Raw genomic sequence first — 25,764 nt, forward strand, 5'->3', positions numbered from 1 at the left:
GCTCATTCGCTGGGCTTGGTGTCACCGATGGAAGCGGCGTCGAGGATCCGGTAGGCGTATCCCTGCTCAGCCAGGAAGCGCTGGCGCTTCGCGGCGAAGTCCTGATCCAGCGTGTCCCGTGCGACGACGGTGTAGAAACGGGCAGCTCGGCCGTCGGCCTTCGGTCGCAGCAGGCGTCCGAGCCGTTGTGCCTCCTCCTGCCGAGAGCCGAACGAGCCCGACACCTGGATCGCCACGGACGCCTCCGGCAGGTCTATGGAGAAGTTCGCGACCTTGGACACGACGAGCACATGGATGTCGCCCGCCCGGAAGGCGCTGAACAGCCGCTGCCGCTCCTTGACGGAGGTCTCACCCTTGATGACAGGGGCGTCGAGCCTGGCCGCAAGGTCATCGAGCTGGTCGATGTACTGCCCGATCACGAGCAGCTGTTCGTCCTTGTGCGCGGCGACCAGCTTCTCGACCACGTCCGACTTCGTGTCCGACGTCGCGCACAGCCGGTACTTGTCGCCGTCGTCCGCCATCGCATAGGCGACCCGCTCGTCGCGCGGCAGGTCCACCCGGACCTCGACGCAGTCGGCGGGCGCGATGTAGCCCTGCGCCTCGATGTCCTTCCACGGCGCGTCATAGCGCTTGGGTCCGATGAGCGAGAACACCTCGCCCTCGCGACCGTCCTCGCGGACGAGGGTCGCCGTGAGCCCGAGGCGGCGACGGGCCTGGAGGTCCGCCGTCATCTTGAAGATCGGCGCAGGGAGCAGGTGCACCTCGTCGTACACGATCAGCCCCCAGTCGTTCGCGTCGAGCAACTCCAGGTGCGGGTACAGTCCGCCGCGCTTGGTGGTGAGGACCTGATAGGTCGCGATGGTCACGGGCCGCACCTCCTTCACGGCACCGGAGTACTCCCCGATCTCCTCCTCCGTCAGGGATGTGCGCTTGAGCAGTTCGTCCTTCCACTGTCGCGCGGACACCGTGTTGGTCACGAGGATCAGCGTGGTGGTCTGGCTGGTGGCCATCGCGGCGGCTCCGACCAGGGTCTTGCCCGCACCGCAGGGCAGGACCACGACGCCCGAACCACCCGCCCAGAAATTCTCGACCGCCAGCTTCTGGTAGGGACGCAGGGTCCAGCCGGCCTCGTCGAGGACGATCGGGTGCGGCGTGCCGTCCACATAACCGGCGAAGTCCTCGGCGGGCCACCCCAGCTTGAGTAGCAACTGCTTCAGCTGTCCGCGCTGGGAGGAGTGGACGACGACGGTCTCGCCATCGATCCTCGGACCGAGCAGCGGCTGAATCTTCTTGGCGTGCAGGACTTCCTCGAGTACCGGATAGTCGGTGGTCCGCAGCACCAGGCCGTGCTGCGGATCCTTCTCGAGACGGAGCCGCCCGTACCGGGACATGGTGTCCTCGATATCGATCAGGAGGGCGTGTGGCACCGGGAACCGCGAGTACTTCAGGAGGGTGTCGAGGACGCGCTCGGCATCGAGGCCGGCGGCGCGGGCGTTCCAGAGCCCCAGCGGCGTGAGGCGGTAGCTGTGCACGTGCTCGGGGGCGCGCTCGAGCTCCGCGAAAGCCGCTATCGCATGGCGTGCCTCGGTGGCCTGCTCGTGGTCCACCTCGAGCAGGATGGTCTTGTCGCTCTGGACGATCAGTGGCCCGTCAACCATCTGCGGGGCTCCCTTCGAGTATTTCCACGTCCATGACGCGGTGCACGGACACGACTTTCTCCACCTGCTTCTCGGGATCGAAAACCCGCAGGCGGCCTCCCGACACCGAGAGTGGAACAAGGACCTGCCGGACGTGATTCCCCTCGCTGTCCGCGGTGCCGAGGCGGATGCGGCTGCGTGACCGGATGGCGGCCCGCAGTGCCTCGAGCCCGAGCAGCGTCTCGCTGTCGGACCCGATCCCGTGATCGGCGGACCCCTGGCCTGATGTCCGAAGGGCGACCAGCTGCGCGCTGATCTCCTCTTCGGCCACCGACCACGGGTTGAGCCGTGACCTGAGTTGTTCCGGCGTGATCCGGACGGGTGGGATGGGCTGCCCCGAGTCGGCGGACCGCGCCACGGCAACGGCGTCCGACGCCGGTGAGAACCCGAGATCACGCAGGAGTGCTGTCAATTCCTGCGGCGAGGCAGGAGAGACGAGGACGGTCGGGGCGACCTGGACGACGCCGAGGACGGCTGCTCGCGGATCCGCCAGGACAGTGGCGGCGACGGCGTCGTCCTCCGTGCGCAGGTAGCTGCCCGCCCGGCCGATGCGCAGGCTGCCGTACCGCGAGGCGGTGTCCTCGACCAGATAGGTTAGGGCCTGCGGGATCTCCGTGGCGGAATGGGTGCACAGGAACGCAAGGATCGACGGCGCGTCCTCGCCGGCGTCGAGCGCCGAGCGGATCGAATCGGCGGAGAAACGGTACGTGGTGGCCGGCCCCTGGCCCTCGGGCAGGGACATGCGGAGGAGCCCCCGGGCCACCTCGGGCTGCAGGTACCCCGGCGCTACGGCGGTGAGGTCGGCCTGCAGGACGACGTGGGAGACCGGCGCAGGAAGCGCTTCGCGGATGCCGAGCGCGGCTTCTTCGAAGAGCCCTGCCGCGACGAGGCGGCCCGCATCCGTGACCGCTCCGCCGCCCGTCAGCCCGAGGGAGGCCGCCTCCGTCAGCATGCCGGGCAGCAGGCGGGCGAAGCGTCGCTGGAGACGGGGCTGGTGCCAGGAAGCGAGGCTGACGACGGACCGGTCGGTGAGGACCGGCAGGGCGTCGGCGGAGCCGGCACCGTCCTTCCCGTGGAGACCGGCCAGTTCCATCGCCACGGTGAGCAGGCGCTGGCGCACCATCGGAGCATCGGGACGGGATGCCTCGGCGGCAAGGGCGTTGATCGCCGTGCCGTCGGGCAGCTTCGACCCGACGAGGGCCGGCGCGCGATCCACGGCCAGCCACCCCTCCACGAGGAGCAGCCACTGCGCATCACGATCGAGCGATTCCCAGGCGTCGAGCCGCGACGTCTTCCAGCGAGAATCGTCGGGGTCGAGGGTCAGCAGCCCGACGGCGGCCCCGAGTTCCAGCAACCACGCGGCTTCACCTTCGGTGGTCCGGAGGACATCACGGACGCGCCGCAACTCGCGGACGCCGACACCGCCGGAGCGAAGCGTGGCCACCGGCGTGGCGGCGGCGGAGCCGAGGAGTGCGGTCATCAGCCGGAGGGTCTCTGCGATCGCACCGAAGGCGGCGTTGTCCCGCAGGCTCGTCCGCGTGGTGCGCTCGACCGTGACGGGCGGCGCGACGTCCAGGGAAGTGAACACGGCATGGCCCCGCAGTGCAATACCGACGCCGCGGGGGAGCTCGACGTGCAGGGCGTCCAGGGGCGCCAGGAGGCAGCGGTCCAGGAGCCATTGCACTGCCGGTGCGACACCGCCGTCACCCGCTGTCGCCGTCGAGCCGACCGGTGCGTCCCGCAGCCGGGCGAGGAGTGCGGCCGCGCCGTCGGGGGCGCCCGCCATGAGGCTGTCCCACCGGGTGGGATCAGCCGTCACGACGTCGACGACATGCGCAGCGGAAGCGGAGGTCATGTCATTGGTGTCCGCCTCGGGCGCGACCAGCCCGACTGCGCCGATGAGCGCCGGCCCGAACCGGGGGATGGACCGCGCGAGGGTGCGGAACGGCCGGCCGAGGCCGGCCGGATACGGGCCGAGTGCGTCCGCCAGCGCACCGACGGGGAGGAAGCCCGACGTCGGGGTACCTGCGACGAGCGCCCGTTCCACCAGGCCGGCGAGGATCTGGTCGATGGTCTGCGGATCAGCGTCCGTGAGGGCGGTGACCAGACGCGCACGTGCCACGGGGCCGCCGTCGTCCTCGCTGAGCACCGTGACTGCTTCGAGGACCTGGAGCTGAGGTCGGCTGACGGTGTCCAGCGCACGTTGAAGGCTGACGCGGGTAGAGGCCCTGGCGGCGAGCGCGGCGAAGTCGGGCACCGCGGGAAGGATGAGATCGGGCCGGACGGCGAGGAGGCGGCGCAGGTCGTCATCGCTCCGGTGGGCCAACTGCTCGGCCAGTGCTCGGATTGCGGACATCACATCAAGGCTACCTGTCACCTCTGACAGATCGGCAGCTGCAGATCGCCGACGTGGCCGGGCGATGATCGGTGGAAAGGCCGGGGGCTTCAGGACCTGCGCCGGGCGAGGACCGACCAGACGACCAGGGCGGCCATGAGCAGGAACGCGATGGGGAGGCAGAAGTAGGACGCAAGCACGAATCCGGGCCATACCGTCCCCTGGAGGAACGCCGTCGCGAGGATGGCGGCGAGTGACACCAGCCCGATGGCTGCGAAGACGACGGCGAGCACCGTGAGGACGAGCCGACCGCGGCCGGCGGGCTCGGTCAGGTCAGGCGCCAGCGGATCCCGGGGGTCGCGGGCGGGGGAGTCTGGGGCCGATTCGTCTGGGAGCATAGCCGTCCAAGACTACAAGAACCACGACCCGGGAGCCGCCGGGAAAGCTATATCCTAGGCGGTACAGACTTCCCCGGCGGAGGTGGTCCGCCTCGACACCAGGCGATGCCACGGACCCGGGACCACCACCGCAGGCGAACGCCGCCCGGTCAGCTAAGAAGAGGTAGACGACGTGCCCATCGGCAAGGTCAAGTGGTTCGACGTGGACAAGGGCTTCGGTTTCGTGGCCACGGACGACGGCAAGGAAGTGTTCCTCCATTCCTCGGCGCTGCCCACAGGTGTCAGCGAGGTGAAAGTCGGCACCAAGCTCGAGTTCGGTGTCGCTGACGGTCGGCGTGGGCCTCAGGCCCTGTCCGCACGCATCCTCGAGCAGGCGCCGTCCGTGGTCAAGGCCACGCGCAAGAGTGCGGACGACATGGCCGTCATCACCGAGGACCTCATCAAGCTGCTCGACGCCGTGTCCAACGACCTCCGCAAGGGACGCTACCCGGAGAAGGGGCACGGGACGAAAGTGGCGGCGGTCCTGCGCGCGGTTGCAGACGACCTCGACGCGTAGGCTTCCATCATGACCTCGACCAACCTGGGGACCGCCGCCGGCGCCGTCCCGACCGACGACGCTGCGACGCCCGCCGAGGGGGACGCCGTCGCGCCGACGACGACCGAGGCGCCGAGGAAGCCCCGCGCCTCCCGCCGTATCCCCAAGTCGGATGCCGTGCTCGAAGCCGCCGTCGAGCGCGCCCGCAGCGCTGTCCTCGAGGTCGCACCCGAGTCCCAGATCGGCCGCCACGTGTCCGCCGTGATCGAGGGCGAACGCCTCGTCACGCACCGGTTCGAGGCTTTCCTGCCCGGCTACGGAGGCTGGCAGTGGTATGCGAGTGTGGCCCGCGTGGCGCGGAGCAAGGACGTGACTGTCTGCGAGGTCGGCCTGCTTCCGTCCGCGGCTTCCCTGGTGGCCCCCGAATGGCTGCCGTGGTCCCAGCGCGTGCGTCCTGAGGATTCCGAGTCCGACGACGGCGTGCCGCAGGTCGGCGGATCGCAGGATGGCGGCCCGGCACCGGTCGAGGCCCTGGATAGTACCGACACCGAGGGTGCAGTCACCGAGGGTGCAGACAGTGACGGTGCCTACACCGACGCGGTGGTCCTGGGCGAGTCGGCGGACAACGCTCCGGACCAACCCGACGCCGAGTGACGCATCCGTGGCGCCGCAACGAGGACGGAGGAGCTTGAGTACCTTCCGATCGCTCGGCATCCACAACTACAGGCTCTGGTTCATCGGAGCCTCGATATCCAATATCGGCACCTGGATGCAGCGGACCGCCCAGGACTGGTTGGTGTACGACATCCTGACGCCACAGAACGCGTCCGCCCTCGGCATCGTGATGGCACTCCAACTCGGCCCACAGCTCGTGATCTCTCCGTGGGCAGGGCTCATCGCCGACACAGTGGACCGGCGCAAGCTCCTCGCCATGACGCAGATCGCCATGGCGCTCCTCGGCGCGGGGCTCGGGCTGATGGTGCTCCTCGACGTCGCGGTCCTCTGGCATGTCTACGCCTTCGCCCTGGCCCTCGGCGTGGTCTCCGCCTTCGATTCCCCGGCCCGCCAGGCCTTCGTCTCGGAGCTGGTGCGCGATGAGAACCTTCCCAATGCCGTCGCCCTCAACAGCGCCTCCTTCAACGGCGCCCGGCTGATCGGTCCCGCTGTCGCCGGGCTCCTCACTGCGGCGGTCGGTCCGGGCTGGGTGTTCATGATCAACGCGCTGACGTTCGGCGCGATGGTGTACGTGCTGCTGGCGCTCCGCACGTCGGAACTCAACAGGCAGCCGCGGCAGGCGCCGGGCAAGGGGCGCATCCGCGCGGGATTCAGCTATGTCCGCCACCGGCCCGACCTGATGATCGTCCTGCTCGCGATCTTCATCGTCGGGACGTTCGGACTGAACTTCGCCGTGTTCATCGCGTCCATGGCCCGTACCGAGTTCGGCCAGGATGCCCGGGTCTTCGGGATCCTCTCGTCGGTGATGGCGGTCGGCTCCCTCGCGGGCGCACTCCTGTCCGCCCGACGGGAGAGGCCGCGGCTGCGCTTCATCTTCGGGGCGTCCGCGGCGTTCGGGGTCGCCTGCCTGCTGGCCGCCCTGGCGCCCAACCTGTGGCTGTTCGGGCTGGCACTGGTGCCCGTCGGACTGTGCGCGCTGACACTGATGACCAGTGCCAACGCCTACGTCCAGACGACGACGGACCCCGTCATGCGCGGCCGGGTCATGGCGCTCTACTTCGCCATCTTCCTCGGCGGCACTCCGCTCGGAGCGCCCGTGGTCGGCTGGGTGTCCGACACGTTCGGTCCCCGATGGAGCCTCGGTGTCGCTGCGGCGTCGGGCCTTGTCGCCGCAGCAGTCGGCATCTTCTGGGCCTGGAAGTACCACGAGGTCCGGCTCCGCTACGACCGCTCCGCGCCCCGCCGCCTCCGGCTGGATCACGAACCGGGAGCGGCGGACACATCGCCGTAGTACTTCGCGCCCCCCATTGGGAGTCCTAGAGCAGGTTCTCGACCACGTAGTCGATGCAGGCAATGAGCGCCGACACGTCTTCGGGGTCGATCGCCACGAAGGTGGCGACGCGCAGCTGGTTGCGGCCGAGTTTCCGGTAGGGCTCGACGTCGACGATCCCGTTGGCCCGGAGGATCGCGGCGATGCGCGCGGCGTCCACGGAGTCGTCGAAGTCCACCGTGACGATCACGTTCGAGCGGTCCTCCGTACGCACCACATAAGGGCTCGCGACGGGGGATGCCTCGGCCCAGCCGTAGAGACGTCCGGCCGAATCGGCGGTACGGGCTGCAGCGAAGGGCAGGCCGCCCTGGGCGTTGAGCCACTCGACCTGCGCATCGAGGGTCACCAGCGTGGACAGCGACGGCGTGTTGTAGGTCTGGTTGAGCCGCGAATTATCGATGGCCGTCTGCAGGTTCAGGAAATCCGGGATCCACCGGCCTCCGGTCGCGATCCGGGCAGCACGCTCGATCGCAGCGGGGGAGAAGAGCCCCAGCCACAGGCCGCCGTCGGAAGCGAAATTCTTTTGCGGGGCGAAGTAGTAGACGTCCGCCTGGGACACATCGACGTCCAGGCCACCGGCGGCGGACGTCGCATCGACGATGACCAGTGCTCCTTCATCGGCACCGTCGACCCGCCGAACCGGAGCGGCGACGCCGGTGGACGTCTCGTTCTGGGGCCAGGCGTAGGTGTCGATCCCCGCTTCCGCGACCGGGTCCGGGCGCGTGCCGGGCTCGGAGGTGATGACGCTCGACGCTTCGAGGAAGGGGGCCTTGGTGGTCGCGGACGCGAACTTGGAGCCGAACTCCCCGAACGAGAGGTGCTGCGCCTTCCTGTCCACCAGTCCGAAGGTCGCGACGTCCCAGAACGCCGTCGAACCGCCGACACCGAGAACGACCTCGTAGCCCTCCGGTGCGCCGAAGAACGACGACAGGCCCTCCCGGACGCGGCCTACCAGGGAGCGGACCGGCGCCTGACGGTGGGACGTTCCCAGCAACGACTGGCCGGCGGACACGAGCGCATCGATCTGGCCACTGCGTACCTTGGACGGACCGGCGCCGAAGCGGCCGTCCGCGGGCAGGAGGTGGTGGGGGACACGGGGGGTCTCGCTCATGGGTGCTCCAGCTGTTCGGCGGCGGGTATCGCCATCATTGTGCCCCAGAGGCCCGGGGGCCTCCATTTGTGAACGGCCCCGATCGGCGTTCCCTGACAGCCGTCGTCGCGCCCAGGTTGATTGCCGGGCCTGTTGCCGCATGGGTTAACCTTGGGAGGCGTGGGGCGGAACCGGCTGTGTCGGCCGTGGCACCCACCGGCGTGAGGCAGTCCAGCCGCGCACCCGCACCGCACCAAGGAGCTGACCCGGATGACGGACCTCATCGATACGACCGAGATGTACCTGCGGACCATCCTTGAGCTCGAGGAGGAGAACATCGTGGCTCTCCGGGCGCGCATCGCCGAGCGTCTGCGCCACTCCGGCCCCACCGTCTCCCAGACCATCGGGCGCATGGAACGCGACGGCCTCGTCGTCGTCTCCGGTGACCGGCACCTGGAGCTGACGGAACTGGGCCGGCGCCGCGCCACCGGCGTCATGCGGAAGCACCGCCTCGCGGAGCGACTGCTGAGCGATGTCATCGGCCTCGACTGGGCCTACGTGCACGACGAGGCCTGTCGTTGGGAGCACGTGATGAGCGAGCGCGTGGAGCGCCGCCTCTATGAACTCCTCGGGAAGCCGTCCGAATCGCCCTACGGCAATCCCATCCCCGGACTCGAGGCGATCGGCGGCGTCCAGTCGAAGCTGTTCACCGATGGTGTGGTGACCCTGCTGTCCGCCATGGACACATACTCACCCGAGAATCAGGTCACGCTGCTTCGGTTGGCCGAGCCGATCCAGGTGGATCCGGAGCTCCTGACGCAGCTCGACGAGGGCGGATTGCGCCCGGGTGCCCAGCTGGCCCTGGAATCCGTAGGCGGCTACGTGTCCGTGCGTGTCCCAGGCGTCGAGGGGGCCCTCGAGCTGCCGCCCGAGGTCGCATCGCATGTCTTCGTCTCCGTCGCCTGACGGCGCCACGACCGTCACGCCGCAGACAGTGTTACGTGACGATCCCGCAGGGTCGCACCAGCCATTTCCAGCCTGCTGACCTATACCTTACCTAGCCACCGTCACCAGAAACATATCGTTCCGTGATCGGAACGTGACATATGACGGTTTCTCAGGTAGCCTACATCTCGTGCCAAATTCGCTCTAGATCCGGCACCCTCCTGCAAATCGCCTAGCTCTGCCATTGCCGGAGGTCCGTTCGCACCATCGCATGGCAGAGGCGGGGGAACCAATTTGTGGATCTCTGACAAGAGATCCTTGGGGTTAAGTCGCTGTTCAACCAGCGGCCGGGTGACTCCCATCCGAATCCGACAGCTCACCTCGCAGGCGTTGGGAGAGGCAATCCAACGTGTCCACCAGCTCTTCGCTGGGCCGCCATCGCGCGCCCAAGACCGTCAGTCCGCTGACCACCCTGTCCATCGCAGTCACGTCGAATGCAGGATCGGTCGGCCGCCAGGCAGCCGTGATCGTCGCCGCTTCCGGGCTCGTCCTCACCGCGGGCCTTCCTGCCCACGGCGTCACCGCCCCCGAGCGTGAGGTGCAGTCCTCTGCGGCACTGACCGTCGACCGCGTCGTAGCCGCGGAGATCACGGTTCCCGCCAGCGCGAAGGTCTCCTTCGAGCGCGTGGCCGTCGAGGTCACTCCTGCTCCCGTGGTCGTCGAGGAAGCTCCCGCTCCTGTGGTCGAGGCTCCCGAGCCTGTCGCCGTCGTAGCCGCTGCTCCCGTCGAAGCCGCTCCCGTCGTTGCGGCTCCCGTCGTGGCCGCTACTCCGGCCGCCGCTCCCGTCACCGTGGTTCCCGCCGCAGTGCCTGTTGCGCCCGCTGCAGCACCGGTTGCCGCAGTCCCTGCCGCTCCTGTCGAGCAGCCGGCTCCCGTCCAGTCGTCGGGTGTCGGTGCCGGTCTGGTTGCCTCTGCCTACGCCCAGATCGGCGTCGCCCAGGACTGCACCGCGATGGTCGAGACCGCTCTGCGCTCCGTCGGCAAGTCCGTGGGCGATCTCGCTCCCGGCCAGTTCTTCCAGTTCGGCGATGTCGTCGGAACGCCCGCAGCGGGCGACCTCGTCATCACCGGCGGCCACGTCGCGATCTACGTCGGCAACGGCCAGGTCATCAGCGGTGGCCTCAACGGCATGAACACCGGCCTCCACAGCCTGTCAGACCTTTCCGGCGCCAGCTTCGTCCGCGTCCGCTAGAACCCCACACACCCTTTCCGGCGCCAGCTTCGTCCGCGTCCGCTAGAACCCCACACACGGAGAACTCCTTCATGTCCTCACGCGCCACGATCGCCCGCCACCGAGGAGAAGCGCAGACCACTGCCAGCTTCTCGGCCCTCGCCAAAGCAGTCACCACCAACGCAGGCGGGATGGGCCGCCAGGCCGCCGTCATCGCCGCGGCCTCCGGTCTCGTCCTGACCAGCGGCGTCGCAGCCAATGCGGCGGATCTCCACCCGCAGCGCGAGGTCGCCACCTCGAACGTTTCCGTGACAACGGCCCGCCCGGCCGTCGTCGCCTCCAGCTCGACGGTGCTCTCCTTCAACAAGACGCCGGTCAAGGTCAACGCCAAGCCGGTCGTCGTCGAGAAGGCCCCTGTGGTCGAGGCCCCTGTGGTCGAGGCGCCGGCAGCACCGGCACCCGTCGTCGAAGCGGCTCCGGTCGCTGTTGCCGCGGCTCCGGTCGTGGTTGCAGCCCAACCCGCCGCGCCGGCCGCTGTTGCGGCTCCCGTCACTGTCGCGGCTCCTGCGCCCGCACCGGCTGCGGCACCTGCCCCGGCGCCCGCACCGGTCGCCTCCTCCGGAGTGGCCGCCAAGATTGCCGCAGCAGCCAAGGGCCAGCTCGGGGTTATGCAGGACTGCACGCGGCTGGTCAGCAACTCCCTTGCCGCAGCAGGCATCAACTTCCACGGCTGGCCGGCAGGTTACCTGTCCCTCGGCCGCACCGTCAGCGCCGGGGAAGCCGTCCCGGGCGACCTCATCTACTACGCGGACGGCGGGGCGGGCGTGGCCCACATCGCGGTCTACATCGGTGGTGGCCAGGCCGTTCACGGTGGGTTCAACGGCAATACGACGGCGATCGCACCGGCCGAGCTCGGCTCGGGCGGCGTCTACATCCGCGTCGGCGGCTGATCAGGACACACCGTATCGGAAGAAGGACCGCCGCCCTGCGCCGGTCCTTCTTCCGTTAAGGGGTAGCAGAAGCAACCTCTCGCGGCACGTCAACCGGTCGATAGCGGCGATTAGCCCGCGCCCGGTCTCCGGATTACCCTTGCAGTGTCAATCCGAAGCACTTCTCCCGAACCCCGGGATGGCAACTGGTTGCGGGGAACAGGTCAGCAAAGAGGCAAGTTGTATGCGCACTCTTGTTCTGAATGCAGGGTATGAACCACTGGCGGTCATCACGTTCCGCCGGGCGCTGGTGCTTGTCCTTACCGGGAAGGCGAGCGTCGTCGCCGAGGACGAGGAGCCGATCGTGGGACCGACGGAGATTCTGGGCAGGCCCTCGGTAATCCTGCTCAACCGGTACGTGAAGGTCCCGTACCGGCACGATGTGACGGCCACGAGACGTGGTGTCCTCCGCCGGGACAATCATCTGTGCGCCTACTGCGGCAAGACCGCCTCGACCATCGACCACGTCATGCCGAGATCCCGTGGAGGGAAGGACACCTGGGAGAACCTCGTGGCGTGCTGCCTCAAGTGCAACAACGCCAAGGGCGACAAGACGCTGGGCAGCCTTGGCTGGAGCCTGCGGATCGTCCCCCTTCCCCCGCGTGGACCCCAATGGCAGATCAGGGAACTGGAGAAGCCCGCACCCCAGTGGTCCGAGTTCCTCGCGGAAACCGCTGCATGACGGCGAACGCCCTCCGGTTCGACGCCGTCGTCCTCGCAGGTGGCCGGTCCTCCCGCCTGGGCGGCGTCCCGAAGGCGGGACTGATCCTCGACGGGCAGACCCTTCTCGAGCGGACATGCTCCGCCCTCGTGGGTGCCGGCCTGGTGGTCGTCGTCGGTCCGGATCCGGGTGCGGGAACGACGCCGGCCCTGGTCGGGTCCCCGACGTTCGTGCGGGAGGAGCCCGCGTTCGCGGGGCCTGCGGCCGCCCTCGTCGCCGGCTTTCTGAGCTTCGAAGGCCCCCGGGCACCCTGGTGCGCTGTTGTCGCCTGCGACATGCCCCGTGTCGGTGGCCTGCTCGACATCCTGCTCGCGGAGGCAGCCGCCGACGACTCATTTTCGCTGGTAGCGGTCGACGACGGCCGGGACCAGCCGCTGGCCGCGCTGTACCGGACCGCGGACCTGGCGTCAGGCATCGACGCCGTCCTCGCCGGCGGGACCGCGGACAATCTGTCGATGCGCAGCCTCCTTGCTACTGTGAGGACCAGACCGGTCCCGGTTCCACCGGGCACGACGCACGACGTCGACACCTGGAATGACGCGCGAGCGCTGGGCATCGACGTCCCCTAGTACGCCCGGAGGGCCCATGGACGACCGTCAGAAATTGCTGCAGGACTGGACCGGGAAGCTGCTTGCCGCCTTCGAGATCGACGGGGCGGAGGTTGATATCGATGCCGTCCTCGGGTTGGCCGGCAAGGCCGCCCACGGCGTGGTGCGTCCGGCGGCACCGCTGACGACGTTCGTCGTCGGATACGCTGCCGGCCTTGCCGTCGGTAGCGGTCAGGCCGAGGAACAGGTGGCCATGCGGTCCGCCATGGCGGTGGCCGATGCCCTGTGCGCGGAAGCAGCGACGGACGGCGGTTCCGAATGAGCGAGGCAACCGCGGCGCGCAACGTCGACTGGAAGACCGCCCGGGCCCTCGCGCACGGTGCCGGTAGGCCACTGCCGTTCCAGACCGTCAACCTCGCGGACGGCCTCGGTCAGACCCTCGCCGAACCTATCCACGCCCTGCAGTCCATTCCGCACTACGCATCGTCGGCGATGGATGGCTGGGCTGTGAACGGGGACGCGCCCTGGACACTCGTGAGTCATGCCGAGCCGGAGGAGCACCCCCGGGGAAGGCCATCCCCGCACTCCGATTCCGGGGAGGTGTCACTCGCCCCGGGAGAGGCGACCTTCATCCTCACGGGCGGTGTCGTCCCTCAGAACGCCGTCGGCATCCTCAGGACCGAGCATGGCGCCATCCGCGGGAACGTCCTTGACCGCAACGAGTCCGCGCGCCCCGACGAGCCGTCGCTGCACGAGCATGTCCGGCCCGCGGGGGAGGAGGCCGAGGAAGGCTCCGAGGCGGTACCCGCCGGTGTCGTCCTGAATCCGGCGCAGATCGCGCTCGCCGCGGTGTGCGGACACGACACCCTCGCGGTCCTCAGGGCGCCGCGCGTGTCCCTGCTCATGACCGGTGACGAGGTCATCGACCACGGGCTGCCCCACGCGGGCCAGGTTCGCGACACCTTCGGGCCGCAGCTGCCCGGCTTCGTGGCGATGCTGGGCGGGCATGTCGACGTCGCCGGCCGCGCGAAGGACGACCTCGACGACGTCGTGGCGGCCATCAGCGCCGAGGCCACGGATGAGTTCTCGCTGGTGAGGGCCTCGGGCGACGTGCTGATCACCACCGGCGGAACCGGTAGCTCGTCCGCGGACCACATCCGCCGGGCCCTCATGGAGCTGGGCGCCGAGATGATCATCGACGGCATCGCGATGCGGCCAGGGCACCCGACACTGCTGGCACGCCTGCCGGACGGTCGCTTCCTCGTGGGACTCCCCGGGAACCCGCTTGCCGCGATGATGGCCATGCTCACCGTGGCCGGACCCCTGCTCGCCGGACTCCGCGGGTCTCCCCTGACCGATCCCGTCACGGTGACGAGCGCGGACGCCTTCGAGCCCCTGCACGGCAGGAGCCGACTCGTGCCGTATCGCCTCGAAGCCGGCCGGGCAGTACCGAGTACCCATCAGCGGTCGGGCATGCTGCGGGGGCTGGCCTCCGCGGACGGCGTCCTCGTGGTGCCGGGCGAAGGCTGCGAGGCGGGCGACGGCGTACCGGCACTGACCCTGCCCTGGGTCGTCTGACAGGTTCCGGGCAAGCGGCGAGGGGCGCCGATCTCCCGGCCGGCACCCCTCGCGTCAGGCTGCCCTCTCGTCAGGCGGCCTTCTCGACCCTGATGATCACGGATTTCGACGTCGGCGTGCCGCTGATGTCCGCCGTCGAGTCGAGGGGCACCAGGACGTTCGTCTCCGGGTAGTAGGCGGCAGCGCAGCCCTTGGGCGTCGAGTAGGCGACCACGCGGAAGTCCTCGGCGCGGCGCTCGACGCCGTCGGCCCACTCCGAGACGAGGTGGACCATGTCGCCGTCGTCGAGCCCTGCCTCCGCGATGTCCTCCGGGCTGAGGAACACGACGCGGCGTCCGTTGGAGATGCCGCGGTAGCGATCGTCCTTGCCGTAGATCGTGGTGTTGTACTGGTCGTGCGAACGCAGGGTCTGCAGGATGAGCCTGCCGGCCGGGACCTGCGGGTACTCGAGGGTGTTGGCGGTGAAGTTCGCCTTGCCCGTGGCGGTGGTGAAGGTCCGGCTGTCACGCGGCCCGTTCGGCAGGACGAAGCCGCCGGGCTTGTCGATACGGTCCTCGAAGTCGTCGAAGCCCGGTATCACCGCGCTGATGTGCCTGCGGATGACGCGGTAGTCGGCTTGCGCGGCCGTCCAGTCGAGCTGAGGTGCGTTGTTCCGGAAGGGGCTGTCCTCCCGCGCGAAGAGGCGGTCGCCGAGCTCGCAGACGATCGCGATCTCCGAGCGCATCTCCGAGCTCGAGGGCTTCAGCCGTCCGGTCGACGCGTGCACCGCGCTCATCGAGTCCTCGACGGTGACGCGCTGGTCGCCGCCGGACTGGGTGTCCTTGTCCGTGCGGCCGAGGGCGGGGAGGATCAGTGCGCGCGTGCCGGTGACGAGGTGGGAGCGATTCAGCTTCGTCGAGACCTGCACGGTCAGCCGCGTGTTCCGCAGTGCCCGCTCGGTGACGTTGGTGTCCGGCGTCGCCCGGACGAAGTTGCCTCCCATGCCCATGAAGACCTTCGCCGTTCCGTCACGCATGGCACGGATTGCGGCCACCGTGTCATAGCCGTGCCGACGCGGCGACTCGAAACGGAACCGCTTGTCCAGGGCGTCGTGGAAGGCTGCAGGCATGCGCTCGAAGATGCCCATGGTGCGGTCGCCCTGGACGTTCGAGTGGCCCCGGACCGGGCAGACGCCGGCGCCGGGCTTGCCGACATTGCCCTGCAGCAGGAGCACGTTCACGACATCGCGCAGGGTGGAGACGGAGTGCTTGTGCTGCGTCAGGCCCATGGCCCAGCAGACGATCGTGCCCGGGGAGGCGATCATGCGGTCGCCGACCTTCGTGATCTCCGCCTTGGAGATGCCGCTCGCCGTGGTGATCTCGTCCCAGCTGGTCTCGCGCAGGCTGGCGAGATAGTCCTCGAGGCCGAGGGTGTGCTCGGCGATGAAGGCGTGGTCGAACACCGTGCCCGTGGCTTCCTCGCGCTCGAGCAGGTGCTTGCCGAGGCCGCGGAACAGGGCCTGGTCACCGCCGATGCGGATCTGCAGGAAGTCGTCGGCCAGTGCGGTCCCGCCGCCGAAGCGCGTGCCGAGCAGTCCCAGCGGGTTCTGCGGGTTCTCGAACCGCATGAGGCCGGCTTCGGGCAGCGGATTGATGGCCACGATGGCCCCGCCGTTCTTCTTCGCCTTCTCCAGCGACGTCAGCATGCGGGGGTGGTTGGTGCCGGGGTTCTGCCCGGCGATGATGATGAGCGGCGCGGTGTCGAGGTCGAGCAGCGACACGGTGCCCTTGCCGACCCCGAGCGTCTCGTTGAGCGCCGATCCCGAGGACTCGTGGCACATGTTCGAGCAGTCCGGCAGGTTGTTCGTGCCGATACCCCGCACCATCAGCTGGTACAGGAAGGCAGCCTCGTTGGAGGTGCGTCCCGACGTGTAGAAGACCGCCTCGTCCGGGCTGTCCAGTGCTCCGAGTTCGTCCACGATGACCTGGTTCGCCTCGTCCCAGGACACGGCACGGTAGTGCGTGCCGCCGTCGTCGAGCAGCATGGGGTGCGTGAGTCGTCCCTGCTGGCCGAGCCAGTAGTCATCGTGGGTCAGGAGATCCTCGACGGAGTGCTCGGCGAAGAACGACGGCGGAACGGTGCGGCGCGTCGCCTCCTCGGCGACGGCCTTCGCGCCGTTCTCGCAGAACTCGGCGGTGTGCCGCTTGTCGCCCTCGGGCCAGGCGCAGCCCATGCAGTCGAAACCCTTGACCTGGTTGACGGCGAGGAGCGTCTGGGCACTGCGGACAGGGCCCATCTGGTCGATCGAGATCTTCAGCGAATTGATGACCGCGGGAAGTCCTACCGCCCGCGTCTTCCGGGCCCCCACCGCCAGTTCGGACTCGTCGATATTGTCCTTGGGCGCCTTGGTTGCCACGCTGTCCACATCCTCGTGTCGAAGTCGACGCACCACGTGGTGTCTGGGGTCAACTAACCTCATCATAGGGCCGAGATAAGGAGAGTCGATGAACCGGGTCACGCAGCGTCGCCGCATCACCAAGTTCCGGATCGGAGCGCAGACCGGGCGCCGTGAAGACGTCCTGGCGGGGGAGGAACCTCTGGAGATCCGCCTCGGCGGTCGGGCCTTCACCGTGACCATGCGGACCCCGGGTGATGACTTCGACCTCGTGGCCGGTTTCCTGGTGTCCGAGGGCGTGGTCTGGGAGCCGGGCCAGCTTCCCAGCCTCCGGTACTGCGCCGGCGTGGACGACAACGGCCAGCAGACCTTCAACGTCGTGGAGGCCCAGCTCCGGCCCGGTGTCGAACTGCCGGACACGGCCATGGAGCGCCACGTGTACACGTCGAGCTCCTGCGGCATCTGCGGTACCGCGTCCATCGACGCTGTCCGGAAATCGTCCCGGTTCGACCTCCGCGAGGACACCGCGTCCGTCGACCTCGGGATCCTCGCATCCCTGCCCGACCGGCTGCGCGCCAGCCAGAAGCTCTTCGACCGGACGGGCGGCGTGCACGCCGCCGGTCTCTTCTCCGCCGAGGGAGAGCTCCTGTGCCTGCGGGAGGACGTGGGCCGGCACAATGCAGTCGACAAGGTGGTCGGCTGGGCGCTGCGGGAGGGGATGCTGCCCCTTCGCGGAACGATCCTGCAGGTCTCGGGCAGGACGTCCTTCGAGCTGGTGCAGAAGGCGCAGCTCGCGGGCATCCCGGTGCTGGCGGCCGTCAGCGCGCCGTCGTCGCTCGCGGCTGACCTGGCGGACGACACCGGCCTCACGCTCGTCGGATTCAGCCGCGGGACGTCCCTGAACTGCTACTCGCACCCGGACCGCATCACGGCCTGAGGTCTGGGCGGGGAAGCGCCTAGAACGGATTGAGCAGGCGCTGGACGAAGCGGCGCGTCCGCTCCTCGCGCGGATTGCGCAGCACCTGGTCGGGGTGGCCGTGCTCGACGACGACTCCGCCGTCCATGAAGACCACCTCGTCCGCGACCTCGCGTGCGAAGGCGAGCTCATGCGTCACGATCACCATGGTCCAGTTCTCCTCGGCCAGCTCCTTGATCACGGTCAGCACTTCGCCGACCAGTTCGGGATCGAGGGCCGAGGTCGGCTCGTCGAAGAGCAGCAGATCGGGCTGGAGCGCCAGTGCGCGGACGATCCCCACGCGCTGCTGCTGGCCGCCGGACAGGTTGAAGGGATAGTCGTCCCGCTTCGACGCGAGGCCCACCCGGTCGAGGAGCCGCTCCGCGTCCGCGACGGCGTCCCGCCGAGGCCGTGTCTGCACCTGCACGGGGCCTTCGATGATGTTCTCGAGGACGGTCATGTGCGGGAAGAGGTTGTAGTTCTGAAAGACCATGCCGCTGCGATCGCGGAGGGACAGTGCATCCTTCTTCGACACCCTGCCGGCGAAGTCCAGCGACGGCCCGCCCCGAAAGGCCACCGTCCCGCCGTCGGGCGTCTCGAGCCCGTTGAGGCAGCGCAGGACGGTCGTCTTGCCGGAACCGGAGGGCCCGACGAGGGCCACAACCTGGCCGCTGTCGAGGTTTAGGTCGATCGACGTCAGGACCTGATTGTCACCGAAGGATTTCTGCAGGCCCGAGACGGTCAGCAGCGGTCCTTCGGTGGCGGGCGGAAGGAGCGGGTCAGTGGGCGACATAGCGATCCAACCTCTTCTCGAGTGCGGACTGGCCGCTGGACAGGACGAGGCAGAAGACCCAGTAGATTGCTGCGGCCTCGACGTAGACCAGCATGAACTCCTGCGAGAACGCGGCGATCTGCTGGGCCTCGCGGAACAGCTCCGTCACGAGGATGACGGACGCCAGGGACGTGTCCTTGACGAGGCTGATGAAGGTGTTCGACAGCGGCGGTACGGACACGCGTGCTGCCTGCGGCAGGATGACCCGGCGCAGGGCCAGGGTGCGGGACATGCCGATGGTGTGGCACGCCTCCCACTGGCCCTTGGGCACGGACAGGATGGCGGCGCGCAGGATCTCGGCCGCGTAGCCGCCGACATTGAGGGAGAACGCGATGATCGCACTCGGCCACGGATCGATGGTCAGTCCGATCGAGGGAAGCCCGTAGAAGATGACGAACAGCTGCACGAGCAGCGGGGTGCCGCGAATGACCGAGACGTAGAACCGCGCGATGGCCGAGAGGACCGGCTGCCCGCTGATGCGCATGAGCGCGACGACGAGAGCCAGCGCGAGGCCGATGGCGAAGGAGGCGAGCGACAGCGGGATGGTGCCCGCCAGGCCGCCGGAGAGCATCGGCCAGAAGGACGTGCGCAGCAGTTCCCAGTCCATCAGTCAGCTCCTCCGGCCGGTGCGCCCCCGTACCCAGGGGGGAGCGGCCCTCCCCGGCCCTTCGACGGGATCACTCGCTGACGTCGGAGCCGAAGTACTTCTCGGAGATCTCGGTGAGCGTGCCGTCGGCTCGCAGTTCGCCGAGGGCCGTGTTGATGGCGTCGACGAGTTCCGTGCTGCCCTTGACGACGGCGACCGCGCTCTCGGAGGTCTCGTCGGTGGTGGCCGCGATCTTGATGCCCTCGTTGTTGTTCGTCTTCTGGTAGTCGAGGTAGGTCAGCTCGTCGTTGATGGTCGCATCCACGCGGCCCTGCTCGAGGAGGGTGACCGACTGCGCCCAGCCCTCGACGGGCTCGACGTTCGCGCCGCTCTCCGTCGCGAGCTCGTACCAGTTGCTCGTCAGGGACTGCGCGGTCGTCTTGCCCGAAAGGTCCTCGAACGAGGAGATGTCGTTGTTGTCGGCGCTGGTGACGATGACGCCGGAGCTCACCGTGTAGGGCTCGGAGAAGTCGTAGGTCTCCTTGCGCTCGTCCGTGATCGAGACCTGGTTCGCGATCACGTCGAACCGGCCGGCCTCGAGGCCCGCGAAGATCGCGTCCCACTGGGTCTCCTCGAACTCGGCCTCGACGCCCATCTTCTCCGCGACGGCGGTGATGACCTCGACGTCGTAGCCGGTGAGCTCGCCGCTGCCGTCCTCGTGGAAGCTGAAGGGCTTGTACGTGCCCTCGGTGCCGACGGTGAGGACACCGGAGTCCTGGATCTCCTGCAGCGAATTCGACGCCGCGGATTCCGAGGATCCCCCTTCGCCTGCAGGGGTCGACGACGACCCGCAGCCGGCGAGCGCGAAGGTGAGGGCGGCAGCGGCACCAAGGATGGACAGGCGGTTGTTCATGGGAATTCCTTCGGTCTGGTGGAACGGGCACGGCGGGTGGGAATGGGAGGAACCGACGAAGGCTTGAAGCCTAGGTGCATCCGCTCCACCCGGCCGGGACCGGAGTCGAACACTACTGAGGTGAACACCGGAGCATGTACTTATTGTTCCGAAGTATTGCGGCGGGGGTCCAGGAACCAGCGGCCTAAGCTGGAACTGGCATCCATGGAAGGAAAAGCTATGAGCATGGAAGGCGCGGCCTGGAGCTCGCTGTACAAGATTTCCACGGCGAAGGACGGCAAGCACGGCTTCTCGAAGGAGTCGGTGCGTCGCATCCTCACCTTCGCGGTGCCCTATCGGTCCAAGCTCGTCCTCTTCATCGTCCTGTCCGTCGCCGGGGCGTTCCTCGCCGTCGCCACGCCGGTCCTGGCCGGTCAGGTGGTGGACGTGATCGTGGCGCAGGGCGAGGTCCGCACCGTCGTGCGGCTCGCCGTCGTGATCGCGCTGGTGGCTGTCGCGGACGCCGCGGTGTCCCTGGTGACGCGCTGGTACTCGGCGCGCATCGGTGAGGGCGTCATCCTCGACCTCCGCACCGCCGTCTTCAACCACGTGCAGAAGATGCCGATCGCCTTCTTCACGCGCACGCGGACCGGTGCCCTCGTGAGCCGCCTGAACAATGACGTCATCGGCGCGCAGCAGGCCTTCAGCGGAACCCTCTCCGGCGTCGTCACCAACCTCGTGGCGCTCGTCCTCACCCTCGCGGTGATGTTGAGTACCTCCTGGCTCGTGACGGTCCTCGCCGTCGTCATGCTGCCCATCTTCCTGGTCCCGGCGCGGCGCATGGGCAGCCGCCTTGCCGCTCTCCGCCGCGAGGCCGCCGACCACAACTCGGCCATGAGCACGCAGATGACCGAGCGGTTCTCCGCCCCCGGCGCCACGCTCGTCAAGCTGTTCGGCAGGCCGGACGAGGAAGCCGAGGAGTTCCGCGTCCGCGCGGCACGCGTGCGGGACATCGGGGTACGGACCGCGATGCTGCAGTTCGTCTTCTTCACGGCCCTGATGCTCGTCTCCGCACTGGCCCTGGCCCTGGTCTACGGCCTGGGCGGCTTCCTCGCCTTGAGGGGCCAGCTCGATACCGGCGAGGTCGTCACGCTCGCCCTCCTGCTCACGAGGCTCTACGCGCCGCTGACCAGCCTGGCGAATGCGCGGGTCGAGATCATGAGCGCCATCGTCAGTTTCGAGCGTGTCTTCGAGGTCCTCGACCTCGAGCCGCTCATCCAGGAGAAGCCCAACGCCGTCACCGTCCCGGCGGGTCCCGCCACCGTGGAGTTCGACGACGTCCGCTTCGCCTACCCGTCCGCCGACAAGGTCTCGCTGGCGTCCCTCGAGGAGGTGTCGACGCTCGATACGCGCGGCGGCGACGAGGTGCTCCACGGTGTGTCCTTCCGGATCGAACCCGGACAGACGGTCGCCCTGGTCGGCACCTCGGGAGCCGGCAAGTCCACCATCGCCCAGCTCCTGGCACGCCTGTACGACGTCGACAGCGGCGCGGTCCGGCTGTCCGGCACCGATGTGCGGGACGTGACGTTCGCGTCGATGCGGCACACCCTCGGTATGGTCACGCAGGACGGGCACCTGTTCCACGAAACCATCCTCTCGAACCTTCGCCTCGCCCGGCCCGAGGCCACGGAGGACGAGGTCTGGGACGCGGTCCGGCGTGCGCGCCTGGAGACTCTCGTCCGGTCACTGCCCGACCAGTTGGACACCATGGTCGGTGAGCGCGGCTACCGGCTGTCGGGTGGCGAACGCCAGCGCATGACCATCGCGCGGCTCCTGCTCGCGCAGCCGCGCGTCGTCATCCTCGACGAGGCGACGGCGGCGCTCGACTCGACGTCGGAAGCGGCCGTGCAGGCGGCGCTCAGCGAGGCGCTCGAGGGTCGCACGGCGATGGTGATCGCACACCGCCTGTCCACGATCCGGAGCGCCGACCTGATCCTCGTGGTCGAGGACGGCTCCATCGTGGAGCGCGGGACGCACGACGAGTTGCTCGCGCTGGGCGGACGGTACGAGGAACTGCACCGCACCCAGTTCGCCGTGCAGAAGAACGTGGCGATGGACGAGGAGCCCGAGGCGCTGACCGGCGTCTAGGCCCGGGCGTCCCTGCGGTCCCGCAGGCGGGGGATGACGTAGTCGGTCAGCAGTGGGGCAAGGTCGTGGCGTCCGGACGCCTGTCCGAGATCGAGCCAGTCCAGCTCCTCGATCTCGGCAGCGGGACGGGGTTCCGCCGTCAACGGGCAGAGGAACACCGTGGCGATGAGGAGGGTGTCGGCCTCGTTCGCCGCCGGCCCTTCCCAGGTGCCGATCAGCGTGAGTTCCTCGGCCGGGACGGTGAGGCTGAGTTCCTCGGACAGCTCCCGGACACCGGTCTGCGCAGCAGTCTCGCCCGGCTCCGGCTTCCCGCCGGGTTGCATGAACATCGACGTCCCGCGCTTCCGCACCAGCAGCAAGCGGTTCGCCTCGTCGAGGAGGCACAGGGCGGTGACGGTGATCATCACACGCCCACCCCTTTCCACCCGCTCCGACCTTGCACCGGCCACGAGGAACGACCCCGACGAAAAGGGAGGATGGGCAGAAGCCCATCCTCCCCGCTGTGCGGCGGTAGTCGCCGAACGCTCGTGCCCCTGGCCGGATTCGAACCGACGACCTTCCCTTTAGGAGAGGGACGCTCTATCCTACTGAGCTACAGAGGCGCGGAAACGGTGTATTCCCGATCCGGCGGTCCCAGCTTACCCGTTCCGTGTCGTGGTGTCCGCGCCGTCCGGACGGGCACGCAGGTGCCGCGGCAGGAAGACGGACACCGCGCCCGCCACGAGGCTCAGCACGAGCAGTGCCCAGCGCAGGACCGTGAGCGTCGAGGCCAGGCCCACGGCACCGGCGTCCGGCGAGGCCTGCGCCAGCACGGCGTCGATGGCGATGTTCTCCCACAGGTCGACGACGACGAACAGGATCACGGGCGACCACAGTACCCAGCGGAGCCACCGTCGCCCTGCGTTGAGCTGGACGAGCAGTAGCCAGGCGAACGCGAAAATGAGGGGGAAAAGAGTTCCGGCCGTCTTGTGCAGGTAACTCAACTGGCCGCGGGCGTCGTCGTCCATCGCCTCGCGGAGGCGCTGCACGTAGCCGGCGTCGTACCCGCCCACCAGCATGTCCGGCATGGTGAGGCCGTCGGCGAGCTGCGTCATCTGTCCCAGGGTCAGCAGGTGGAAGTACCAGAAGAGGAGTAGCGAGGCCGCCGCAGCAGCGACGAGGACGAGGGTCCCGTTGTTTTTCTGGCTGCTGCGTCCACCGGTCGGCCCGGGGGCGGAGGGCGCCGGGGCGCGGGAAGCGTACCTGCGTGCGATCTGTGCCCTCGTCTTTGCCACCGTTCCAGTATGGGTGATATCCGGTAGCCGCCGAGGTATACCGGCGGAAGCGCCCGAGGTTCCGGGTGTAAGGGAGAGTGTCGGGGGCACGGCCTAGACTTGAGGCACCATGGACATGCTTTTCGACCCCTACGTCTCCCCGCCCACGCCCGCCGAGAAGAAGCAAGCACGCGAGGCCGCCATGGCAACCACGGCGAGGACGACATCCAAGTCCGGAGACCCCGCGGCCGAACACGTGCCCTCGCGCGTCGGCGTCGACGAGCACCGTGCGCGCGAGCTCCTGCTGGGGATGAATCCGCAGCAGGAAGAGGCCGTGAAGCACGGTGGCTCGCCCCTGCTGATCGTCGCGGGCGCAGGTTCCGGGAAGACACGCGTGCTGAGCCACCGCATCGCCTACCTGCTGGCCACCGGCCGCTCCCACCCGGGGCAGATCCTCGCCATCACCTTCACGAACAAAGCCGCGGCGGAGATGCGGGAGCGAATCGAGGCCCTCATCGGCGACGTGGCGAAGCGCATGTGGATCTCCACCTTCCACTCCTCGTGCGTGCGGATCCTCCGGCGGGAGGCGGCGTCCGTGGGCCTCAACTCGAACTTCTCCATCTACGATTCCGCGGATACCCTGCGCCTGATCACCCTGGTGGCCAAGGGCCTGGACCTCGACCCGAAGAAGGTCCCGCCCAAGGCCGTCCAGCACAAGATCTCAGCCCTCAAGAACGAACTGATCGACGAGGAGTCCTTCGCCTCGACCGTCAACCTCTCCGACCCGTTCGAGCAGGCGGTCGCCGAGGTCTACACGGGCTACGCCCAGCGGATGCGCCAGGCCAACGCGATGGACTTCGACGACCTGATCGCCCAGACCGTCTACATGTTCCGGGCCTTCCCGGGGGTTGCCGACTACTACCGGCGACGCTTCCGCCACGTCCTCGTCGACGAGTACCAGGACACCAACCACGCGCAGTACGCACTCGTGCGCGAGATCGTGGGAGTGCCCGGGGAGTCGAGCGACGATCCGGCGGAACTCACGGTCGTGGGCGATTCGGACCAGTCGATCTACGCCTTCCGCGGCGCCGACGTGCGCAATATCGTCGAATTCGAGAACGATTACCCGAGCGCCCGCACCATCCTGCTGGAGCAGAACTACCGCTCCACGCAGAACATCCTCAGCGCGGCGAACGCCGTGATCTCCCGCAACCCGAACCGGCCGGAGAAGCGGCTGTGGACGGCCGAGGGGAGCGGCGAGAAGATCGTCGGTTACGTCGGCGAGAACGAGCACGAAGAGGCGCGCTTCATCGCCGAGGAGATCGACCGCCTCCAGGACGAGGAGGACATCCGCCCCGGGGACGTCGCCATCTTCTACCGCACGAACGCCCAGTCACGGTCCATCGAGGAGATCCTGCTGCGCGTCGGCCTGCCGTACAAGGTGGTCGGCGGTACCCGATTCTACGAGCGCAAGGAGATCAAGGACGCGCTCGCGTACCTGCGTGTCCTCGTGAACCAGGACGACGTCGTCAACCTGCGCCGTATCCTCAACGAACCCAAGCGGGGCATCGGTGACCGCGCCGAATTCGCCGTCGCGGCGCTCGGTGAGCGTGAGCGGATCAGCTTCATGGAGGCCCTCCGCCGTGCGGATCAGGCGCCCGGTATGGCCACCCGCTCCGTCAATGCCGTGGTCGGCTTCGTGAAGCTGATCGACGACCTCGCGGAGGTGGCCAGCGGATCGGGTGCGTCGGCGGCCGTCGAGGCAGTGCTGGAGCAGACCGGCTACCTCGAGCAGCTGCGCACCAGCAATGACCCCCAGGACGAGTCGCGCGTGGAGAACCTCGCCGAGCTCGTGGCCGTCGTGCGCGAGTTCGAGCGCGACAACCCGGAGGGAACGCTGGGGGACTTCCTCGAGCAGGTCTCCCTCGTGGCGGACGCCGACCAGATCCCCGACGCCCCGGACGGGTCCGCAGCCGATGTCCAGCGTGCGGTCGAGGAAGCGCGTCGTCAGGGCGTCGTCACCCTGATGACGCTCCACACCGCCAAGGGCCTCGAGTTCCCCGTGGTGTTCCTGACCGGCATGGAGCAGGGGATCTTCCCGCACCAGCGGTCGGCCACCGATCCGAAGGAGCTCGCCGAGGAGCGGCGCCTGGCGTATGTGGGTCTGACCCGCGCCCGTCAGCGCCTTTACATCACCCGGTCCGAGGTCCGCAGCATGTGGGGCCAGAGCCAGTACAACCCGGCGAGCCAATTCGTGAGCGAGATCCCGGAGGAGCTCGTCCACTGGAAGCGCGAGGGTGCTGCCAAACAGGCGTTCAGCTCCGGCGGGAGCATCACCGGTCCGCGGTTCAGCGGATCCTACTGGGGGGCCAGCGGTGGCGGGTTCTCCGGCGGCGCCGGGCCGGCCAAGGCCGTGGGCCGTGTCCAACCCCAGAAGGAGGTCGTCTCGGTGTCGGTGGGCGACCACGTCAACCATGCGAGCTTCGGCAACGGCACGGTGCTGTCCGTCGAGGGCGCCGGTGACAAGACCGTGGCGAAGGTCCGGTTCGACGTCGGCGAGAAGCGGTTGCTCCTGCGCTACGCACCCCTCACCAAGGTGGACCGGACAGGGTGATTCGCCGGGAGGGATCCCTACCAGCAGGGCCCCATTTT

The 25,764-nt window shown here is 68.6% G+C and carries 23 protein-coding genes, 1 tRNA gene and 1 riboswitch; of the genes, 13 read left to right on the top strand and 11 right to left on the bottom strand.

Features of this window, described 5'->3' with window-relative positions:
- Positions 1 to 2 precede the first annotated feature (2 nt).
- From D6T63_RS15160 to D6T63_RS19835, 3 genes are all read right to left on the bottom strand, one after another.
- On the bottom strand, positions 3 to 1,658 hold the full coding sequence (locus tag D6T63_RS15160; RefSeq protein ID WP_120149899.1) for a DNA repair helicase XPB: 1,656 nt from the start codon (positions 1,656 to 1,658) through the stop codon (positions 3 to 5).
- Entirely contained in the window at positions 1,651 to 4,053 is a 2,403-nt protein-coding gene (locus D6T63_RS15165; RefSeq protein ID WP_120149900.1) for a helicase-associated domain-containing protein, read from the bottom strand. Before D6T63_RS15165 ends, D6T63_RS15160 begins: the two co-directional genes overlap by 8 nt.
- 89 nt (positions 4,054 to 4,142) lie before the next feature.
- A complete protein-coding gene (locus tag D6T63_RS19835) occupies positions 4,143 to 4,430 on the bottom strand; it encodes a hypothetical protein (RefSeq protein WP_235830784.1) in 288 nt (95 codons plus the stop codon).
- 172 nt (positions 4,431 to 4,602) lie between these two features.
- Between D6T63_RS19835 and D6T63_RS15175 the strand changes: the two genes are divergently transcribed.
- From D6T63_RS15175 to D6T63_RS15185, 3 genes are read left to right on the top strand one after another with little or no spacing between them, the layout of a single operon-like run.
- Positions 4,603 to 4,986, top strand: coding sequence for a cold-shock protein (locus tag D6T63_RS15175; protein WP_120149901.1), 384 nt, complete (start codon positions 4,603 to 4,605; stop codon positions 4,984 to 4,986).
- A gap of 9 nt (positions 4,987 to 4,995) precedes the next feature.
- Complete coding sequence (locus D6T63_RS15180; RefSeq protein WP_120149902.1) at positions 4,996 to 5,619, top strand: DUF3027 domain-containing protein; 624 nt, start codon at positions 4,996 to 4,998, stop codon at positions 5,617 to 5,619.
- A gap of 34 nt (positions 5,620 to 5,653) precedes the next feature.
- Positions 5,654 to 6,931, top strand: a complete 1,278-nt coding sequence (locus tag D6T63_RS15185; protein ID WP_182977041.1) for an MFS transporter — start codon at positions 5,654 to 5,656, stop codon at positions 6,929 to 6,931.
- A gap of 25 nt (positions 6,932 to 6,956) precedes the next feature.
- Here the strand turns inward: D6T63_RS15185 and serC are convergent, their stop codons facing one another.
- On the bottom strand, positions 6,957 to 8,081 hold the full coding sequence (gene serC, locus D6T63_RS15190; protein ID WP_120149904.1) for a phosphoserine transaminase: 1,125 nt from the start codon (positions 8,079 to 8,081) through the stop codon (positions 6,957 to 6,959).
- Between the two features lie 249 nt (positions 8,082 to 8,330).
- On the opposite strand from serC, the gene D6T63_RS15195 reads away from it, so the two are divergent.
- The 7 genes from D6T63_RS15195 (at position 8,331) to D6T63_RS15220 (ending at position 14,072) form a co-directional block, all read left to right on the top strand.
- Complete coding sequence (locus D6T63_RS15195) at positions 8,331 to 9,026, top strand: metal-dependent transcriptional regulator (RefSeq protein ID WP_120149905.1); 696 nt, start codon at positions 8,331 to 8,333, stop codon at positions 9,024 to 9,026.
- Positions 9,027 to 9,240: 214 nt separating this feature from the next.
- A riboswitch (cyclic di-AMP (ydaO/yuaA leader) is annotated at positions 9,241 to 9,409 on the top strand.
- Positions 9,410 to 9,414: 5 nt separating this feature from the next.
- Positions 9,415 to 10,257, top strand: coding sequence for an NlpC/P60 family protein (locus tag D6T63_RS15200; protein WP_120149906.1), 843 nt, complete (start codon positions 9,415 to 9,417; stop codon positions 10,255 to 10,257).
- A gap of 71 nt (positions 10,258 to 10,328) precedes the next feature.
- Positions 10,329 to 11,186, top strand: coding sequence for an NlpC/P60 family protein (locus D6T63_RS15205; RefSeq protein WP_120149907.1), 858 nt, complete (start codon positions 10,329 to 10,331; stop codon positions 11,184 to 11,186).
- 223 nt (positions 11,187 to 11,409) lie between these two features.
- Positions 11,410 to 11,907, top strand: a complete 498-nt coding sequence (locus tag D6T63_RS15210; protein ID WP_120149908.1) for an HNH endonuclease — start codon at positions 11,410 to 11,412, stop codon at positions 11,905 to 11,907.
- A complete protein-coding gene (mobA, locus tag D6T63_RS15215) occupies positions 11,904 to 12,515 on the top strand; it encodes a molybdenum cofactor guanylyltransferase (protein ID WP_235830785.1) in 612 nt (203 codons plus the stop codon). Before D6T63_RS15210 ends, mobA begins: the two co-directional genes overlap by 4 nt.
- A gap of 16 nt (positions 12,516 to 12,531) precedes the next feature.
- Complete coding sequence (locus D6T63_RS19560; protein WP_220725951.1) at positions 12,532 to 12,816, top strand: DUF6457 domain-containing protein; 285 nt, start codon at positions 12,532 to 12,534, stop codon at positions 12,814 to 12,816.
- Complete coding sequence (locus D6T63_RS15220) at positions 12,813 to 14,072, top strand: molybdopterin molybdotransferase MoeA (protein WP_120149909.1); 1,260 nt, start codon at positions 12,813 to 12,815, stop codon at positions 14,070 to 14,072. The genes D6T63_RS19560 and D6T63_RS15220 overlap by 4 nt, the downstream gene beginning before the upstream one ends.
- Positions 14,073 to 14,142: 70 nt before the next feature.
- Here the strand turns inward: D6T63_RS15220 and D6T63_RS15225 are convergent, their stop codons facing one another.
- Positions 14,143 to 16,467 (bottom strand): FdhF/YdeP family oxidoreductase, encoded by a 2,325-nt coding sequence (locus D6T63_RS15225; protein WP_120149910.1) that lies wholly within the window; start codon positions 16,465 to 16,467, stop codon positions 14,143 to 14,145.
- Between the two features lie 88 nt (positions 16,468 to 16,555).
- Between D6T63_RS15225 and fdhD the strand changes: the two genes are divergently transcribed.
- Positions 16,556 to 17,383 (top strand): formate dehydrogenase accessory sulfurtransferase FdhD, encoded by an 828-nt coding sequence (gene fdhD / locus D6T63_RS15230; protein ID WP_120149911.1) that lies wholly within the window; start codon positions 16,556 to 16,558, stop codon positions 17,381 to 17,383.
- 19 nt (positions 17,384 to 17,402) lie between these two features.
- Here fdhD and D6T63_RS15235 read toward each other — a convergent pair whose 3' ends face one another.
- The 3 genes from D6T63_RS15235 to D6T63_RS15245 all read right to left on the bottom strand — a co-directional run bounded on the left by D6T63_RS15235 (position 17,403) and on the right by D6T63_RS15245 (position 19,732).
- Positions 17,403 to 18,194: an amino acid ABC transporter ATP-binding protein gene (locus D6T63_RS15235; RefSeq protein ID WP_120149912.1), complete on the bottom strand. Its 792-nt coding sequence runs from the start codon at positions 18,192 to 18,194 to the stop codon at positions 17,403 to 17,405.
- Positions 18,181 to 18,840: an amino acid ABC transporter permease gene (locus D6T63_RS15240; protein WP_120149913.1), complete on the bottom strand. Its 660-nt coding sequence runs from the start codon at positions 18,838 to 18,840 to the stop codon at positions 18,181 to 18,183. The genes D6T63_RS15235 and D6T63_RS15240 overlap by 14 nt, the downstream gene beginning before the upstream one ends.
- A 70-nt stretch (positions 18,841 to 18,910) precedes the next feature.
- Positions 18,911 to 19,732: an amino acid ABC transporter substrate-binding protein gene (locus D6T63_RS15245; RefSeq protein WP_120149914.1), complete on the bottom strand. Its 822-nt coding sequence runs from the start codon at positions 19,730 to 19,732 to the stop codon at positions 18,911 to 18,913.
- Positions 19,733 to 19,951: 219 nt separating this feature from the next.
- Here D6T63_RS15245 and D6T63_RS15250 point away from each other — a divergent pair, with 219 nt between their 5' ends.
- Positions 19,952 to 21,859 (top strand): ABC transporter ATP-binding protein, encoded by a 1,908-nt coding sequence (locus D6T63_RS15250; RefSeq protein WP_120149915.1) that lies wholly within the window; start codon positions 19,952 to 19,954, stop codon positions 21,857 to 21,859.
- Here D6T63_RS15250 and D6T63_RS15255 read toward each other — a convergent pair.
- From D6T63_RS15255 to D6T63_RS15265, 3 genes are all read right to left on the bottom strand, one after another.
- Positions 21,856 to 22,263 (bottom strand): NUDIX hydrolase, encoded by a 408-nt coding sequence (locus D6T63_RS15255; protein WP_120149916.1) that lies wholly within the window; start codon positions 22,261 to 22,263, stop codon positions 21,856 to 21,858. The genes D6T63_RS15250 and D6T63_RS15255 overlap by 4 nt on opposite strands.
- Before the next feature lie 124 nt (positions 22,264 to 22,387).
- Positions 22,388 to 22,461: transfer RNA gene (locus D6T63_RS15260), tRNA-Arg, on the bottom strand.
- A 36-nt stretch (positions 22,462 to 22,497) separates the two neighbouring features.
- Complete coding sequence (locus D6T63_RS15265; protein ID WP_120149917.1) at positions 22,498 to 23,133, bottom strand: hypothetical protein; 636 nt, start codon at positions 23,131 to 23,133, stop codon at positions 22,498 to 22,500.
- Positions 23,134 to 23,242: 109 nt separating this feature from the next.
- Between D6T63_RS15265 and pcrA the strand changes: the two genes are divergently transcribed.
- Positions 23,243 to 25,726: a DNA helicase PcrA gene (gene pcrA, locus D6T63_RS15270; RefSeq protein ID WP_120149918.1), complete on the top strand. Its 2,484-nt coding sequence runs from the start codon at positions 23,243 to 23,245 to the stop codon at positions 25,724 to 25,726.
- Positions 25,727 to 25,764 lie beyond the last annotated feature (38 nt).

Origin of the sequence: Arthrobacter cheniae, from assembly GCF_003602275.1 — a bacterium.
GTDB lineage: Bacteria > Actinomycetota > Actinomycetes > Actinomycetales > Micrococcaceae > Arthrobacter_D > Arthrobacter_D cheniae.

Bases quoted from the DNA above. Each gene is read 5' to 3' on its own strand.
- D6T63_RS15210 (WP_120149908.1), top strand. From the start codon at position 11,410: ATGCGCACTCTTGTTCTGAATGCAGGGTATGAACCACTGGCGGTCATC.
- pcrA (WP_120149918.1), top strand. From the start codon at position 23,243: ATGGACATGCTTTTCGACCCCTACGTCTCCCCGCCCACGCCCGCCGAG.
- D6T63_RS15245 (WP_120149914.1), bottom strand. From the start codon at position 19,732: ATGAACAACCGCCTGTCCATCCTTGGTGCCGCTGCCGCCCTCACCTTC.
- D6T63_RS15195 (WP_120149905.1), top strand. From the start codon at position 8,331: ATGACGGACCTCATCGATACGACCGAGATGTACCTGCGGACCATCCTT.
- serC (WP_120149904.1), bottom strand. From the start codon at position 8,081: ATGAGCGAGACCCCCCGTGTCCCCCACCACCTCCTGCCCGCGGACGGC.
- D6T63_RS15235 (WP_120149912.1), bottom strand. From the start codon at position 18,194: ATGTCGCCCACTGACCCGCTCCTTCCGCCCGCCACCGAAGGACCGCTG.
- D6T63_RS15165 (WP_120149900.1), bottom strand. From the start codon at position 4,053: ATGTCCGCAATCCGAGCACTGGCCGAGCAGTTGGCCCACCGGAGCGAT.
- D6T63_RS19835 (WP_235830784.1), bottom strand. From the start codon at position 4,430: ATGCTCCCAGACGAATCGGCCCCAGACTCCCCCGCCCGCGACCCCCGG.
- fdhD (WP_120149911.1), top strand. From the start codon at position 16,556: ATGAACCGGGTCACGCAGCGTCGCCGCATCACCAAGTTCCGGATCGGA.
- D6T63_RS19560 (WP_220725951.1), top strand. From the start codon at position 12,532: ATGGACGACCGTCAGAAATTGCTGCAGGACTGGACCGGGAAGCTGCTT.
- D6T63_RS15250 (WP_120149915.1), top strand. From the start codon at position 19,952: ATGAGCATGGAAGGCGCGGCCTGGAGCTCGCTGTACAAGATTTCCACG.
- D6T63_RS15160 (WP_120149899.1), bottom strand. From the start codon at position 1,658: ATGGTTGACGGGCCACTGATCGTCCAGAGCGACAAGACCATCCTGCTC.
- mobA (WP_235830785.1), top strand. From the start codon at position 11,904: ATGACGGCGAACGCCCTCCGGTTCGACGCCGTCGTCCTCGCAGGTGGC.
- D6T63_RS15255 (WP_120149916.1), bottom strand. From the start codon at position 22,263: ATGATCACCGTCACCGCCCTGTGCCTCCTCGACGAGGCGAACCGCTTG.
- D6T63_RS15180 (WP_120149902.1), top strand. From the start codon at position 4,996: ATGACCTCGACCAACCTGGGGACCGCCGCCGGCGCCGTCCCGACCGAC.
- D6T63_RS15220 (WP_120149909.1), top strand. From the start codon at position 12,813: ATGAGCGAGGCAACCGCGGCGCGCAACGTCGACTGGAAGACCGCCCGG.
- D6T63_RS15240 (WP_120149913.1), bottom strand. From the start codon at position 18,840: ATGGACTGGGAACTGCTGCGCACGTCCTTCTGGCCGATGCTCTCCGGC.
- D6T63_RS15205 (WP_120149907.1), top strand. From the start codon at position 10,329: ATGTCCTCACGCGCCACGATCGCCCGCCACCGAGGAGAAGCGCAGACC.